Annotated in this window: 3 protein-coding genes; all 3 read right to left on the bottom strand. The window is 37.4% G+C overall.

The features are described 5' to 3' along the window. Positions 1–3087: 3087 nt before the first annotated feature. The 3 genes from dapE to map all read right to left on the bottom strand — a co-directional run bounded on the left by dapE (position 3088) and on the right by map (position 14311). Positions 3088–4236, bottom strand: coding sequence for a succinyl-diaminopimelate desuccinylase (dapE, locus tag C3B55_RS02220; RefSeq protein WP_129211083.1), 1149 nt, complete (start codon positions 4234–4236; stop codon positions 3088–3090). A gap of 3487 nt (positions 4237–7723) precedes the next feature. After that, entirely contained in the window at positions 7724–8758 is a 1035-nt protein-coding gene (gene dapD, locus C3B55_RS02215) for a 2,3,4,5-tetrahydropyridine-2,6-dicarboxylate N-succinyltransferase (protein ID WP_129211081.1), read from the bottom strand. 4767 nt (positions 8759–13525) lie between these two features. Continuing rightward, the gene (gene map / locus C3B55_RS02210; protein WP_129211079.1) at positions 13526–14311 is read right to left on the bottom strand and encodes a type I methionyl aminopeptidase; all 786 of its coding nucleotides are present in this window, start codon (positions 14309–14311) and stop codon (positions 13526–13528) included. Between the last annotated feature and the right edge of the window lie 2960 nt (positions 14312–17271).

The following is a 17271-nucleotide window of genomic DNA, read 5'->3' as shown; positions in this document are numbered from 1 at the left end:
TGCGGTATAACTGCAACCATCGGTACATAGATATGCAAAATAAAAGCCGCGCTAGCGAAAGCGTACAACTGTCATAAACTAAACTCAACTTTCATACTAGCAGTCAAATCAATAAACGCCAAATAGAGGATAATAGGCAAGTTAAAGCTAAACTCAATATTTTGAATAAAACTTAACTCGCTACACGATACTATAGTGTGACATGGATATAGTGATCGCTAAACGTACATCTCCAGCATAGTTAAAACAGGTAATTTAAGCTAGATAAACCTTATTTATCATAATGATTTATTGCAAATAGAGAGTGCTACGCAGCCTAATAAAACTAGGTTTATATTATTTTCAGATCAATCAACTAGTATTAGCAGCACTGTAGGAGTAAGCCCAAACAACGTCCTGCCTAGTTATAGTTATGAACTATTATTTATGGCTGACTAGAAATTGTATACCCTTATAGATCGAGTTGCCTTCAGCGACAGGAAAATACTTGTATTTTTATCAAACTGATAGCACTGCGTAACCGTTTTAGTGTTGTCATCTATTATAGAGGTATGCAAATAGCGCGTTGTCATTCTAGCACATATAGACTAACTATATAGCTAGTACTAGAAAACGGCCACTATTAATTTGGTGGTTTATAGCTAACATACATATACCACTACGAGGACTAGCAAGTATTATTATTGAATTAGTCTAACAAAGCGGTGCATATACATATAGTACTCAAAAAAGTAATTCTTGATGAATGTCAATTATTCTAAATAAGTGTTGCGTAATCTCTAGATTATATTGTTTCTAATAATCGAAACTAGTAGTGATTAAACTCTTTTACACCTAAAAAATGAGGCATGGCGCTACATTTCTAAAAGCATTGCAATATGTCTCACTCAGCTTACATATAAGAAGTTGATAGCAACTGGCAAGCACGAACGCATCCTCTAGTTCTTACATCCCAGTACATAACATGTCACTTTTATGGATCGTAATTCGATACGCTCCATATAAATTCTTAAGCTTTAATACTAGCTACGTAAAAGATCAGCGATATTCGCTGGATACCTTACTGCCGCAGATATTCATAGACGATTGCTTAACAATACTTTTTACACAACCTTTAGAAAAAGTTTAGTATGTACCAAGAACTATTGTATCTATATTATTCCTAAGGATTACGCCTCCAGCATTGCAATTTAGCTGCAGCTCTAGCTTGCATGACGAAAAAAAATCTAGATTAGATTGTATAACATCAAACTAGCACGCTTATAAGACATGCCATTAGAAATGGTGCAGCTGGCAGCAAAGGACGGAAAATGCTACAAGTCTCTACCGCGAGTTTTTTAAACGCTACTAGAAGCGCATACAACTTTTTTGTTCAGAGTAACCTCAAGATGACCAATAAAATACTCGAAGAGTAATTTGCACACTTGCACAAACATTTTTTATTAAAACATTAAACTATATAATATATCAGGTCAATCGGTAGCAGTAAAACCAGTGACGATAAATTAATCCAGCTACTCACCTAAGTATTAGCTATCGCGCTATTGATAAGATTCTTATTCGTATCAACATTATCTTAGTAATAGAGATAGTGATTCCAGTAGTATTAGCGATGACTTTTGCTTATCGTATGCGCTGTCTCAAAGTATTAGTCTGTAAAAAAATTTTCCTTTGCGCGCTTATATTAACCATATAAATACTATGATAACCATAGAAATAATGGTGATCATATGTAGTAGGATGACGACGGACTATAAAATAACTAGTGTTTATCTAGGTTAGTACTGAATCTCTGATAATTACACAGTAAGTATCAAGCACTACGGTTCGCTTTATACTGATTGCTACAGTATAGTCTAGCACAGGCAGATATACTCACTATATCTTTTAGGTGGCTGCTATTTGCATAGCTTACTTATATAAAAGTACCCCTACAGCATTGTATATGCTACATAGAGTGTAGAATATTTAATAAAATAAATGTTTAACGCTAGCATAAAAAATGTAATCGTGCTAGGCAGCCGATTCAAATAGAATTTTGAAATTGTAAATCAAAGCTGTTAACAATGAATTTGGCAAGCCTCACGGTTATCTGTAATTTTATTAAGTCTATGATAGGAAAGTTAGCTGACTCTGTTACTTATTGATTTGTATACTGATACAAACCACATAAACGCGTGCCAAATGTACCTTTCTTAGCTCCATGGAGAATTACCTGATAGATAGGCATAAATTCCAGTATTGCTACGAACTAGAGTACTCTGAACAATGAGTTCAGCACACTGGTTATCAATATTTATAATGCGAGAAAAGACGTAGGCTAACTAAACCATAACTGCTATATTTGCGCAGCGGCACCAACCTTGTTCGTAACGTACTTAGCGATCCGTAGAAACTTAGCGTAACTCTCTTCACATCTCTAGGGTCGCTTTGAAGGTACCGGTTACTCCACTTTTGTACAGCATTTGGTAGCTAAATAACTAATACATTACTAATCTTACACTTGTAGTTCTAACCTTATTAAGCCAAGTCAACGCAATTAGTCTATGACGACAAACAACTAAGCTGAGATAGCCTAGTAAACATTCAGTATACTACTAATATAATAAACTAAATACACTGGCATAGGTAGATAAAGTAAATGGTACCGGTCTACCAATATATTATATCATATCTTTAATTAATTAAGTTAAGCTTATAGCTTTGCAATAGTCAGCATAATTTGCTACTCCATTGTGGATATCAAGCTCCTAAACATAGGCATGCGTTATGACCTCGGTAATTTGTGTCATGTAATTTATCTTAGCCATAACAAATATCTTGGCTGTCATATCTGACGCATGCTTTGCTATCAATTTAGCAAAGCGCTTGGCAACTAGCACATAGTGCTTAACGTTAAGAAATGTTGCGGCACACCTTGTTTAACCATAACCAGCATCGTTAACTTACGCTACATCTGTTCTTGTGCTGTATCAGCAATTAATTTAGGAACTCTAGCGCATTCAGTAAAAATGACGTTTCAAGGTCAGACTAGCACACTATTACACTCTGTATTGAGAGGCAAGCTACAAATAATACAAATAAACATTAAGTAAGCAACCTAATCATGGTCTGATAATAAATTTCTGTCAGTACATCGAGGTCGCTAGCCAGAATACGCTCATTGACCTGGTGAATTGTCGCGTTAACTGGGCCAAGTTCTATAACTTGAGCACCTAGAGTCGCAATAAAGCGCCCGTCGGAAGTACCACCGCTAGTGGATATCTTAGTCTCGCGTCCGGTAATAGCTTTGATGCTGGCAGATACGGCACCGAGCAATACGCCAGGTTTTGTAAGAAATGGCAATCCAGACAGTACCCACTCTATATGCCAGTCTAGACTATGTTTGTCGAGAATTTGCGCAACACGCTTTTGCAAACCTTCCATGGTAGATTCAGTAGAAAAGCGGAAGTTGAACATCACAGTGAGGTGACCTGGGATTACATTAGTAACACAGGTACTAGAATGAAGATTAGAGATCTGCAAGCTGGTCGGCTGGAAAAAGGTGTTACCGTCATCCCAATGCTCGGCAACTAGTTCTGCAAGGGCAGGGACTGCCATATGGATTGGGTTTTTTGCTAAATGCGGATAAGCCACGTGACCTTGCACACCATGCAATGTAAGGGTGGCACTAAGAGAACCACGGCGGCCGTTCTTGACTACGTCGCCAACTAGCGTAGCGCTAGATGGTTCACCAATTATGCACCAGTCTAGACGCTTTTTACGCGCTGCTAAACGCTCAACTACGGCCTTAGTGCCGTATTGTGCAGGACCTTCCTCATCGCTGGTGATCAAAAAGGCTACCAAACCATTATGATCAGGGTAATCGGTAACAAAACGCTGTGAAGCTACTAGCATTGCTGCTAGGCTACCTTTCATGTCTGCAGCTCCACGGCCGCAAAGCATGCCATTCTCATCAATCAGCGCATTAAACGGGTCGTATTGCCAGGCTTGTACGGGGCCAGTAGGTACCACATCAGTATGTCCGGCAAAACATAGCACTGGACCGTCGTTCTGACCATGAGTAGCCCAGAAGTTATCCACAGCTTCAATACGCATTGACTCAAGCGTAAAACCAACATCGCCTAAGCGCTGCATCATCAGCTTCTGGCAATTAGCATCGATAGGAGTAATCGACGGGCGCCGGATCAGGTCGATAGCAAGTTGAATGGTCAACGAAAAAGTAGCGTGGGCCATTATCTAAGTAACTCCAGAAACATATTACAGCATAAGTTTCTAGTAAAATACAAGGCGTAGAACAGCTATTTCTATAAAATAGCTATCAATTCTTGTATAATTACACAAAAGGCAACTGTTTTATAAACATAGATGGCGCTGGTCAGCGTATTAGCGCATCACGTAAGTTTTAACTCAGCCGTTACCGGATTAACCTTAAGATAAATTTAGTAGCGACGACAGGAACGCTATAATCAGAGCGCAACTTAAAGTTGCGCTACCTAACCAGTAACTTCACGATCTAGAAGCAGGTATCACATGACTCAATAAATTATATACTAGGTAGATATTAAGTGCTGCGCTTTATACAAAACAGCAAGACGGGCATCTATTCTCAGGCTTAAGAAATTGCTATCCATAAAATCTATGATTACACCGTATTTTCAGTGTACAAACACACTAAATACTGATAGTAACACATATATCGTTTTGCCTTGATGATAGCAAAAAAAATAATACTCACCAAGTAAATAATATGTATAGCGCTTTCTAGAGATTTGCGCTGGCTACACGTGGTGGCTTACAGGAATATCATCTCACATCCTAAACATAACCAATGCCAATAATTGAATCACAAAAAAATTAATAGTAGTGGATTAGCGCTGCTATTATTGGCATAGGCCACAATAAAGCGATAACGGTACAAAAAGTTTACATAGTACCATTATCTAATACAGCTGATCCATAAAAGCATATTAATGCTAGTTGCATGATCACCTCAGTATTATTTGTTGTATATAAGACTTGTAATACTATACTTTAATAAGTACATCACGTTTGAGTTAAATTAGCTACACGTAATAATCTAAATCAATTACTCGGGTACCGCTTTTAGCGGTTGCTTGATCCGTAATAATTACGCACTATTTTTCACATAGCTGGATACTTGGCATTATTGTAGATTATTGGAAACTTAAAATTAAGGTAACCAGATGGTTAACAATAGCATTGTTGGACGGTTAACCTATATACGTTAGTTCATTATAACAATCATGCCATAGATAAACAATTTCTAGTAGAAATCTCTATATTTCTTTTCACTATCTAGAATTTGTGCCAATATTTCTTGGCTTAGAAAGTTTCTGTGAGTTCACAGGTTTTTTGTCAGCAAAATGACAAATATGCCCAAAGCGCGTCAAAGTGCTAGTAAAGTACTGACTGTCACGCTAAGCTATACGTAATAGCTGGCCGCAGTCATAGCTAATCTATACTATGACATACTTAGCACAGCAATATGATATAATCAAGGCTAAACCGATATAGTAAGCCAAGTCTAAAATAAAAGACAACTAGCACGAGTACCAATAAACATAAGCTGGCACGTATGATTGCTGAATCGCAATTTATACCAAAAAACGTCACTCGGTCGTTAAAGTTGATTTTTGCTAGAGTATCGTTATGAGCGTCACTACTAAACATCTACGAAAACTCAGTAACTGATTTTTCGTGACTGATCAAAACCTTAATCACACAATAGTTTTCTTCATTGGCAGTTCAGATTGCTTGCAATCGTATACAAGCATGTAGGTATGCAGAGTTTAGTCTAAAGTCAACATTTTGTTGCTATTCTTGATAGCTAACTATTTAGCTAGCTAACTTAAGACAGCAAGACAAATCTTTAATAAAAAAGTTTTTTCATGTCTAACCACCAATCAAGGCATTATGATCAGAACTTCAAGCGTGTTTTTTTTGCAGAGCATAACTCTGCTGTTTGACTCACATACGTAAAATGCTGAGTGCACTAGATTGTGTGTTTATACTGTTCCATGTCTAAGATAATCATGATTTATCATGGCATGCACAGGCAGAAATATCTTGCTATCTTATAGACACTATCTATAAAAATGCTATCAGTGAGTTAATGACGTATATGATCTGTACGATTTACCTCATGATCGCTAGGTTATAAGTATATCTCATCATCGGTCATGTATTAATCTTTCTACAGGAACTCATGTTATTGAAAAGTAAGCATGTAAAAATAAAAGATCTATTCAAGCTAACCAGAAGATAGCAAATAAGCGGTTAATCTATGTCTAGCAGCCAGTGCACAATGTTAATGTTACCAGTGCTCTGGCTATACAAGCAAAAGTATAAATTTATATGATGCTATAGATATTTATAAGCTCTATAAAGCGTAACACGACAAACATGATAACCTATGACAAGCGTATTACTCCTTAAAATTTACCATTCACCGAGCACATTAGAACATATAGCTAAAAACGAACACTAATCAACGAAAGTCTGTCTAAATTCTTTATTTATAGCTTAACGCTTCGAACTTGTCGCTATGTAACTTATAACGTACGCCACCTTTTAGGTGGCTAGCAAGATCTAGCTGTTTAATTTAGAATGTCTGCATACGCAAAATAACCATTAATTGCATGCACTGAACAAATCTAAAGTTGTAAACCTACAATCTATGTGATAGTTGAATATTTTCAAGTTATATACTACAATCGCACAGTACATGTGGTGACAAACTTAGTAAGTCATAACAATATGGCGTTAATAATATATCACGTAACACAGCAAGTATGATAAACCTACATCGACGAAAGCGTCGCTAAATTGTCTGTTGTCAGTTCAACAAGATCCATATCACTACCACAGGTAGCACCTACCTGTGGTAATTAACTAAGTACAAGTCAATTGTGCAAAATTTGCCGTACTAAAATTAGCTATTTGGCTTAGAGGATAGATTTGATGTCGCACTGCGATTACTAGTTTTTCCAGTATTTATAGCCTACCACAATAGCATTGCCCTATATGTTTGCTGCCGACAACCAAAATATCTTTGCATAGATATGCGATAATTGCTTGTAGAAGATCTTTGTCGACGGTAGAGAGATGAAAATAGACAGTACTAGTAGGTTTCGCGTACGACTACTTATAAGTAGCTACTTTAAAGTTTAGTGGCAAAGCAACACAAAGCTATGTCGTCAATATTATAAACCTAGGCGCACAGGCTAATCACACTGATAATTGATAGTGTACTTCTTAAAAACATAGTAACACCTAGGCTAACAACTTTATTATGGTTATATGGCATGCTATACTTCGCTAAAGAGTATAGAGCTTGTGACCAGTACAACAAACACGTAGTGGTCGCCATTCAGAATCTACACATTACAGCTGACATTAATGTCCAGCTACCAGACCAGGGTTAAGCACGTTATTATTATTTATCAGCAACACTTACCGTGTGAGTGTGTAGCTAGTTGTAGCTATGCTAGCATAGCTAATGTGCTATTGTCGAGATAGCTAGTAACAATCTAATAGCTCACATTTAATAAATGCTTAAGATTACATACTAAAAGATTCAGAATATACGCTATAGCGTAAGTAAAGATAATATATTCGCTATTACCTATACTTAGAACTCGTATAAGTTCACCGTAACCTGAAAGAGATAATCTAAGCTTTAGTGGTACCTGGTAAATACTCAGTTGTGCGCATGCAACGCTTTATTTAGTTCAATAGCCGATTTATAGGTTTTGCACTCTACAACACCAGTCTCTGAATTACGACGAAACAACAAGTCTGGTTGACCAGCTAACTCACGTGCCTTAACTACTTTGACCAGTTCATTCTGCTGATCCAACAACGCAACCTTGGTCCCAGCAGTGATATACAAACCGGATTCTACAGTATTACGGTCGCCTAGCGGGATACCGATACCAGCGTTGGCACCTATCAGGCAGCCTTCACCAACTGTAATCACAATGTTACCGCCGCCAGACAGGGTACCCATAGTAGAGCAGCCGCCGCCAAGATCTGAACCATTATGGACAAATACGCCAGCAGAAACGCGTCCCTCGATCATATTTGGACCCTCAGTGCCGGCGTTAAAGTTTACAAAACCTTCGTGCATCACGGTAGTACCTTCGCCAACATAGGCACCCAGGCGGATACGTGCAGCATCAGCGATACGTACGCCGGCCGGTACTACGTAGTCAGTCATTTTTGGAAGCTTGTCTACCGAGAACACTTCTAGCAGTTCACCACACAAGCGCGCTTCCAGTTGGCGTTCGGCTAACTCAGTGATATTTATTGCACCATGGTTAGTCCATGCTACATTCGGCAACTGTAGAAACATATCAGCCAGGCTTAAACCGTGTGGCTGAACGAGGCGATGGGAAAGCAAGTGTAGCTTGAGATATGCCTCAGGCGTAGAGGTTAACGCAGTGTCTTTGGCTAGTATAGTAGCGACCAATGGGGTACGGCTTTTAGCTAGGCGACTTAACAAGGTAGCTTGGGCTGCGTCAATGCTTTGGAGTGCTTCAGTCAACTGCAGCGACTGACTTGCACTGAAATTAATAGCCTGATTACCTTCAGTATAACCTAAAATCGGCGCTATAGCGCCAATAATTTTAGTAGATGGATTGAGTAACGGTTGTGCATAAAATACTTCTAGCCAAGCACCTTCACGATTTTGAGTGCCAATGCCAAAACCAAGGCTAAATAGAGAATTGGACATGCTATTACCTCTAAAAAATGAAATGATTGGCTTAACTGAGTGTCGACTAAATAAATATCTAGTTGAAGCAAAATCACGGTTTTTTATCAACATTGAGCAACAGCCGCTTAAGTGTCAATAGTTGTAAAGTATCAATTCAATAGCTTACGGCTGATTAAGATAGGCTACGCATTCGTCTTGAAGTTTGCGAGAAGCTGTACTGCTCCACGGTTTCAAACCACCTACCAACCTTTCTAGTTACGCGATATGGTAGAATATGTACTACTAATGCTAGCTATTTTATGGTCGTGCAGCCAGCAATGTTCGTTGCGCATTATAAGCAGCTAGTATGGCACATCAACGACTGGTTGCTACTTTATTAGTATAATTTAGTATAATAATAAACCGATTGCTCGGAAATTCGCGTTATGCAAACTACCATATTACCGCCATTACCCTCTAGACACTATTTAGTGTGTCGCATCTTATCTGGCGGTATTATTTCTCTGTCTGTATCCTTGTAGTACAGATCGACGTTGTGGTTTTTACTAGTTAGGCGTTACACTTAGGCTATAGCTATATTGTAGCGCCTAGATCCAGCACCGTCTCCATCTCTGTTTTGACCGCTATTATTTTTTTGATGATTAGCTAATGCCAAAATACGAGTTGTAACGCTTATGCAGATCGATGCCGACATTATCTATGTTGTTAGTGTTACTCACCAAAGTCAAGACTAACTACATCATTTCTTAGGATGATATTTAAACTTTAGTTTTTCTAGCTTTTACTGTAACGGGCGTCAGTCTGATTTTGATACTAGTAGCGGTTGACGATACAGTCGTTAGTGTGGAGTGATCTGGCTAGCATGGCTACTTCTGTATTTAGATAAATACGCGTAACTTGAAGCAGCATAGCAACCATATATGTTTGATGTTACTAATGCAGTATGCCTGCAGCGACATAAGTTTTTTGCTTTTGTTAAGCTAACTACCGAAATTATTATGCCCATAACAAATTTTAAAATAAACACTAGCCGCTTATATGGTAATGCTATCTGAGTGTCATGGCAATTTTTATTGTATTAGTAGTATTGCGCTTTATTTTAGATATGGAGCGTCTGGCGTGTTTCTAGCAAAACTACAATGGCTGCATAACAAAATGAGCTGACGTGAGTTCCGAAGGGCCAATTCTTACTGGCTGCTGACAGTATACGCAGAGCTATGATATTAATAGGTATTAATATTAGTATCTTGGCTGATAGCCAGCCTAACCTTTGTTTTCTCCAAACGCAACTAGCTGATATTTAGCACTACTGGCGTGATTTTGCTGTCGCTAGTAGTAACCACACGCGTTGCCTTACTGTTGCCATGAAGCAGATTTTTGAAAAAATCCTATGAAAGATAAACTACAACGCAATCAGCCAAACCTTGCAAAGGTTTCTATAGCGTTACCATATGTCCAGAAGATTGAGAAACTTTTAGAAATCTAAATCTACTTGATGTCGTTTAAGGTGCGCTAGTCAATGAGATCAAAGACGCAGTTAATAACAGAATATTAACGATCAGTTAGAGTGTGTAGCATATTCTAGCTGAAGCTCAAACATTGACACAACAAACAGACTTACTGTAGCGCAAAACGCACCTCAAGGCACAGTTGGCTGAACACTTAAAGTTATGCAGCTTTAGCCATAATTACCAGATTAGTGATTATGTTTTCGTAAGACATTTAAGGATCTTGATATGAGTGAGGCAAATTTAGATGCAACAAAATCTATTGCGCTGTTTAAGTTTAAACAATTCCAAGATGAGCTATATAGCTTTTTCTATCGCTTTATCTCGTTCCAAAATACGCTTATTAGCACTGTTTATCCGTTACTGATTACGGAATTAGAAAGTTCGTAATGCATGATAAATTTACTGTAATAAATTATAACTAACAAGTGATTACCAATTATTGGCTGCAAAACTAGTCATAGACTACCTCTTTCTAGAAGTCATCATAAGCATATACATCATAGACAGCTTTTGTCCCAATTGATATTGGGCTCAGGATTATGATATTTGGATCAATATCATAATTTTATATTGGAACTATTACAATATAATTACGCATAATTAAGTTAAATCATTATCTCTATCTAAGGGCATCGCCAGTTAGCCTTGGCGATATGTTTTATAGTATAGATCATAGATGACCAGTAACGCAATACCGCATTATAATCATGATGTAATACTGGTGAGCTGGGTTTGAAGCTATATTGTTCAGCAGTAGCCAGTGCTGCTGCAGGAGATTTTTTTAAACATGTTAGCATCGCTAGTTATGTAGTCTAAGTGCAGACTACGTAGTTAATGTGTTTGGCCTAAACCATGAGTATGGTGCCTTTAATGTATGTCATAGACCTGGTTCTAAATTACCAATAGAATATCTTTGTCACAGTTTACTAATGATCTAGCTAAGTACACAGAGTGTCTTTCGTATATTTCTAAGACTACCAGGAGATTTCTCTAAATCAAACTAGTTTTTTTACACTCTAAAACGCTATTTATGTTATTATACATATGACGTCGTGCTGAATCTAAATGTATAAGATAGTTAAACGCATAGCTACTCACTAGAGTTTAAAGTTTTTTTAAATTAGTAAACCTATGTCTAGTTTGGGGTATTATTTATAAGTATATATATACTAACATAAATGTAATAAAATGAGCTAGAATCAGTTACTGCGCAATGGCATCTTGCAAACATCAGAATAACGCTCAGTGATACTGCGTACAATTATTAGCACCAGCACCAAAGAAAATGTTTTCTACTCGCTCACCAATAGTCAACATCTTGTTATTGTGTTCCATAATAAGTAGAGCTCAAGGAAAGTCTTGCCGATACGCGCTATCAAACTAGAACGCGTCTAGCACAATGTGCTCTAGCGATATCACCTAGAGTCAGATACCATGGAAAGAATTACCTGTAACATAAACGTAAAATACTTAAGTTAGCCGAACACTAAGCGTTAGATTATAGTCGTTGGTTCTTTAAGTTTTACTGCGTAGAATCAGTAGCATTACATAACACATAAAGACAATCTAAGTAAGTTATTATCTATAATGAGTCTGCAAAATTTTGTCTTACTCGATAGCTGGATAAATATTTGCACTAGGTAGTCAGTAACAATGATTACTGCACTAACCATACAAATTTGGTAGCTGTCCACACTAACTGGTAGCGCTAGCGAAAAACTTAGGCATAAACAGCGCTGATTTCTGAGTGATCGCTATGTTGATTCCGACTAATGTCGTTAGGTTGATTATAAGTAAATTTGCTTCGGCTTAAGTAGCCTAGCCAGTAGCTTACCAGCCAAAATTTTTTTTGATACCTGGATGTATTGCAATTTACGCAGATGCTTGATTGGTTTCAGCGTATGGATGTAGTGTCGATAGTATCGATATATATGTAGAATAGGCCAGATTATATCTGCTGGACAATAAAACTAGACGCCAACAGGCAGTAGCAAATACTGATTTTGCATTTAAATAGCTCAATAGTCAGGCTATTGCTATAGATATAGTTGCAGCATATTATCATCAATTAAGTTATGGTTTTTACGTAGCTGGAAGACGGTACCTGCGCATACACTGTTTTAGTTCCTAACCGCCTAACTATGAATATTATAATTTTCAGTATCATAAGTATAAGTGCAGCGGTGTCAGGTTTTCTAGCGCCATGATCATGCTTTCAAGATACTAAATAATTAACTTGCTGAGCCGAACAATGCACATGACCACATTATAATACTATTGTATAAAACTTTCGATGCTAGTTTTATGCATCTTTGATTGCAAACCACTACAAAATAGCTTTATGGTACTGCTAATTAAACAACTGGCGTTCTTCTGAACGTTAGTCGAATATGTACAAATATAGCACAATTTTACTTAAACTCTTAAAATGAAGGTATTATAACCTTTTCTGTTTATAACCAATAGGCCTATTAACTATAGCACGTAAGTTCATAATATTGGCACCAAGCGATCTTCAGACTAGATATTACGTAGTCTGCTAAAAAACTTTTGAAGTTAAGACGCCGGATTGTATCCTAGTACTATCATACTTGTAGTATCTAACTTGTTGTTCAATATACTTAGCCAGGAAGAAATCCTTGCTAGGTCCTCAGGTATGCTCTGTGATAATAATTTACAGTATGCGCTAGCATAAGGCTTTGAAAGCTAATGTCAGTGTGGTTCACTGTTTTAGTGATAACGATATGGATGTGAGTTTTGGCGCATACCTCTTTAGTACACTTATTCGTCGAGCAAATACTCGAAAATATACTTCTAAGCTAGCATGCATAGAAACATCAGAAATACCCGATAAAGTTGTCAAAAAAATCCTATGATTAGAACTGTATAGCAAAATTAGCAGAACGATATCGTAGTAAAAAGTGTAGCTCGCTGCTAAATAAACCTAAGACCTACGATCAAGACGCTGGCAGTATCTTTACTGCAAATGAACTGAACTAGTTACTTAAGCCTTTTACAGTATATTGTCGATAAAACAGGCGCCATCTTAATCAACTGATGAACGCCTTAAACCGCTATGAAAACGTTGGTCTAGCACTATGCAAACCTGACGGACGGTCTTCTTTCAGAAAAAACTATTGAGTTTTGACTTTAGTACTAAGTTCAATATGTAATTGGCTATCATCGAAGATGATTAGCTCTACCTTAGATGCTGAGTGACTTTCTTTTTTAAGTAAATTACAGTATAGATTAGTATTATAAAGTAACTTTTTTATTACTCAGAGATACGTGAAATCGTATCGTCTGTACGCAAAGTAAAGATCTCGTAACCAGTGTCAGTGACCAGCAGCGTATGCTCCCACTGTGCTGAGAGCTTACGGTCCTTAGTGATAGCCGTCCAGCCATCACTAAGGACCCTGGTGCCTGCTTTACCCTGGTTAATCATCGGTTCGATGGTAAAGGTCATACCTGCCTTTAGCTCCATGCCGCTGCCAGCGCAGCCGTAGTGTAAAACCTGCGGATCTTCATGAAATACCTTACCAATACCATGGCCGCAGAATTCACGGACGACTGAGAAACCATTTTTTTCGGCATGACTCTGAATTACTTCACCTATATCACCAAGGCAGCAACCAGGTTTGACGATTTTAATGGCCTTATACATGCATTCCTGAGCAATCTGGGACAAACGCTCAGCCCAGATTGGCACGTTACCAACGTGAAACATACGACTAGTATCGCCGTGATAACTATCTTTAATCACAGTGATGTCGATGTTCAGAGTATCGCCATCCTTCAGCAGTTTATTGCTAGGGATCCCATGGCATACTACGTGGTTAATGGAGGTGCAAATTGACTTAGGGAAGCCCTTGTAGTTAAGTGGAGCAGGGATGGCTTGTTGTACATTGACTATATAATCGTGGCATATATGGTCGAGGGCCCCAGTAGTGATACCTGGCTTGACGTATTCGGCAATCATTTCTAGCACATCAGCGGCCAGTTTACCAGCAATACGCATGCCTAAAATATCTTTAGCTGTTTTCAAAGTAACGGTAGTCATATAAACTCTTTACTTAGCGCTACGCGCTGAAATCCGTACAGTTTACTACTGTATGACACAGGATTGTAAAGTTAACACAAGCCACCCCCGAAAAACTTAGTTTGTACTAGACGTTGGCAGCAAATCATGAGCCATCTAGCGATGGCTTTCTTCAAATAAGAATGAGTATTTCATTGTATTGCATTGCACCTATAGAAAAATTAGCGCGATTAAGTATATCAATTGTTATGGATGAATAAAGAATCTACACCAACATCCAACTATTTTTTATCACTTACTTATGCTTCACTGTATATGAGTACATAGCTCAAAGCTTTTTTATTGCCATATTATAGCTGATAAAGCTATGCCATGCAGCCAGTGATTGCAAAACTTTATTAAGCGCCACATCATACTAACTAATTCCTGCTAAGGAGAAGTATTTATCCTGTGAATGCGCAACACCAATCAATAATTATATTGCTGACAGCTTGTTAGTCAGTTCAAAATATCTGGTAAGCTTTAAGGCGCTGTTTGTATTTTTTTAAATACAAATGACATGCTTATCGATAATTTAGACAAGTAAGCCGCTAAACCATCAACACAAACCCAGTATTTACTTACAATATAAACGCAGAGTCGCTAGACTCAATGTTGAAGCTGCCAAAGCTAACCTCATCGAAAATACCCAGCGTCTTGCTCTGAAGAAAGCTAAAATTAGTACCAATTAACACTTTAAGTTAGCTGTGTTATGTACAAACCTTTTATCGAAAATTAGATATTTTCAATTTATTGTTTGCCAGGCTGTCGCTTGACTCTGCATGCAGTAATTCTTAGATATTTAGTATTCAGTGGCGAATAGCACAGCATCTCGTTATCTATCTATTTTAATAATAAAACCTTGCTCTATTACGCATATGGTTAGCAATACGCCATATTAATCTGAAATTATAGCTGATAAGCAATTACGCCATACCTAAAATAACTTGTAACTTTTAAACAGTTTTAGGATTCTTAATTGCACCGCTGACGCTAAACGCAGCAGTATACTAATTGGCGATCATCACTCGCTGCTGCTAAACAACTAATGTTGCATTATGTCCTTGAAGTATTTGTGTAGCTCATGGGTGGCTTACTAGTTTTGATATATCCAAGATGCACTTAGTGGCAACTTTATTGCTACCCCTTCGTCATATAGATCAGTGTTCTGTAGGACGTTTAGAGTGACGGCCAGTTTTGCTTCAAATTTAGACCTAACATGTAGCCTCACCTATATTATAAGTATTGTCGAATTTTAATGGCTGAAGTAGCTCCAAATACACCGCGCGATATATTTTAATGCATAATTTAAACATGACTTAATGGTTGAGCTACAACACGTGATCCAATGCCTTAACATAAAACTAATCAGACTTTGTTGTTAATGAATGTTGATTAGCTTTTTACTAGTTAGTCTATGACTGTATCCAGTAAGTCTATTGTAGTTGTGCTATCGGATATATCTTATATTAAACAAGAATAAAGATTCTTGCTGTTCATAACTGGGCGATATCGATTGCGAGAAACTGCCTACTAAACGTATAAAAAACCACATACATTTATGGCAGTTTGATGTACTACAAGATATCAATGCAGTAAATTGCTAAGACAATTAGTCTTTAAGTCAAGAAAAAATTGCGTTTAAATGGTAGAAGTATAACTCCAAGTCTAACCCAGGTTAGCAACCATAGATGGTTACCAGCAATATAAAAAATATTTTTTCGCAAAAAATTGCAGATTGATATTTTGTTTAGATTAGGCAAACCAGTAACAACCATTGTTACATTCTTGCAGTAAATTAATGTATGGATATAGGCGTTACTGAATAGATTGATTGGTGCTTTATTTGAAATCCAGCAGCAAGCTGATCAACTTTGTATATGTATTTATTCTAAACAAAACTAGTTTATGCTGGCTAACCTGCCGATAGTAGTAAAACTGTCAGGACTTTAACTTCCATGGCTACGATACTATTATCGTGACAATTAGTAATGTATTGAAGCTGTAGCAATCTTGACTAACTGGCATTTCTTGACCTCGACAATCTTTAACTGCTTGCATACCAGTGACTGGTCAGGCTTGATTTTAGTGATGCACCATAACCAACTATGCCTCATATCGACTAGAAAGTGATAGCTTGAAATTTACAACCACCTCGAATAATGTTTAGAGCTAAATTAAAATTTACATAAGAAGCAGGACTAGAACAGTGATTCTAGCTTATTGATATTGTATTGCACTTATAAAGTTATAAACCTAGTTTATAACTTTATAAGTGCAATAGTGAAAAGTATTCAAGAGCGATAAACACTATTAACTATAACACCAGGTCTTCCAATAGAAGTAAAGTTTACTAAATAAAATAAATGAATTTGGTTGACTACTTCAGCACGCCAAATTGCTTATAACTGTAGCTCTCGGCAATCATAGCATTCGCAGCAATAACTTATAACTACACTTAATTAGTGGAAAGCTATAACAGCACAAGTCAAGAATTTGATCCTTGATGAATCGAGCTTTCTTTATAATCGCCACAGCGATGAAATTATTGTGGCGGATTTAATCACTCATACTGCTTCAGCCTTGTCGCACAACTGCTTTGTTAACATATTACCACGCACTTTTTCCAACTTCATCATCAACCAGCATCATCATGGAGCTCATAAATATTCTATTTTCTACTTTATTTAAACTACTTTGCATACTTTGCCATGCGGTATGTTAGTGCTCTATCTTAGGTTGATACCATTAACCTAATGGTTACATACCAATCATAATGGTATTAGGCGATTAGATAGTTAATCATTGGCTACTGCGTTCTTCAGTATCCTCTAAAAAGACTGGCTGCTGATAAACTACAAGCGCTGCTGCTTGATACGTAGATTATCGTCCATACCGTCAAGCAATTGACATCTCCATAGCATACGTGTCCAGATGTCCTG

This window comes from Candidatus Pseudomonas adelgestsugas (assembly GCF_004124255.1).
GTDB classification, from domain to species: Bacteria; Pseudomonadota; Gammaproteobacteria; order Pseudomonadales; family Pseudomonadaceae; genus Aquipseudomonas; species Aquipseudomonas adelgestsugas.
This window is presented reverse-complemented; position numbering and strand designations above follow the sequence as displayed.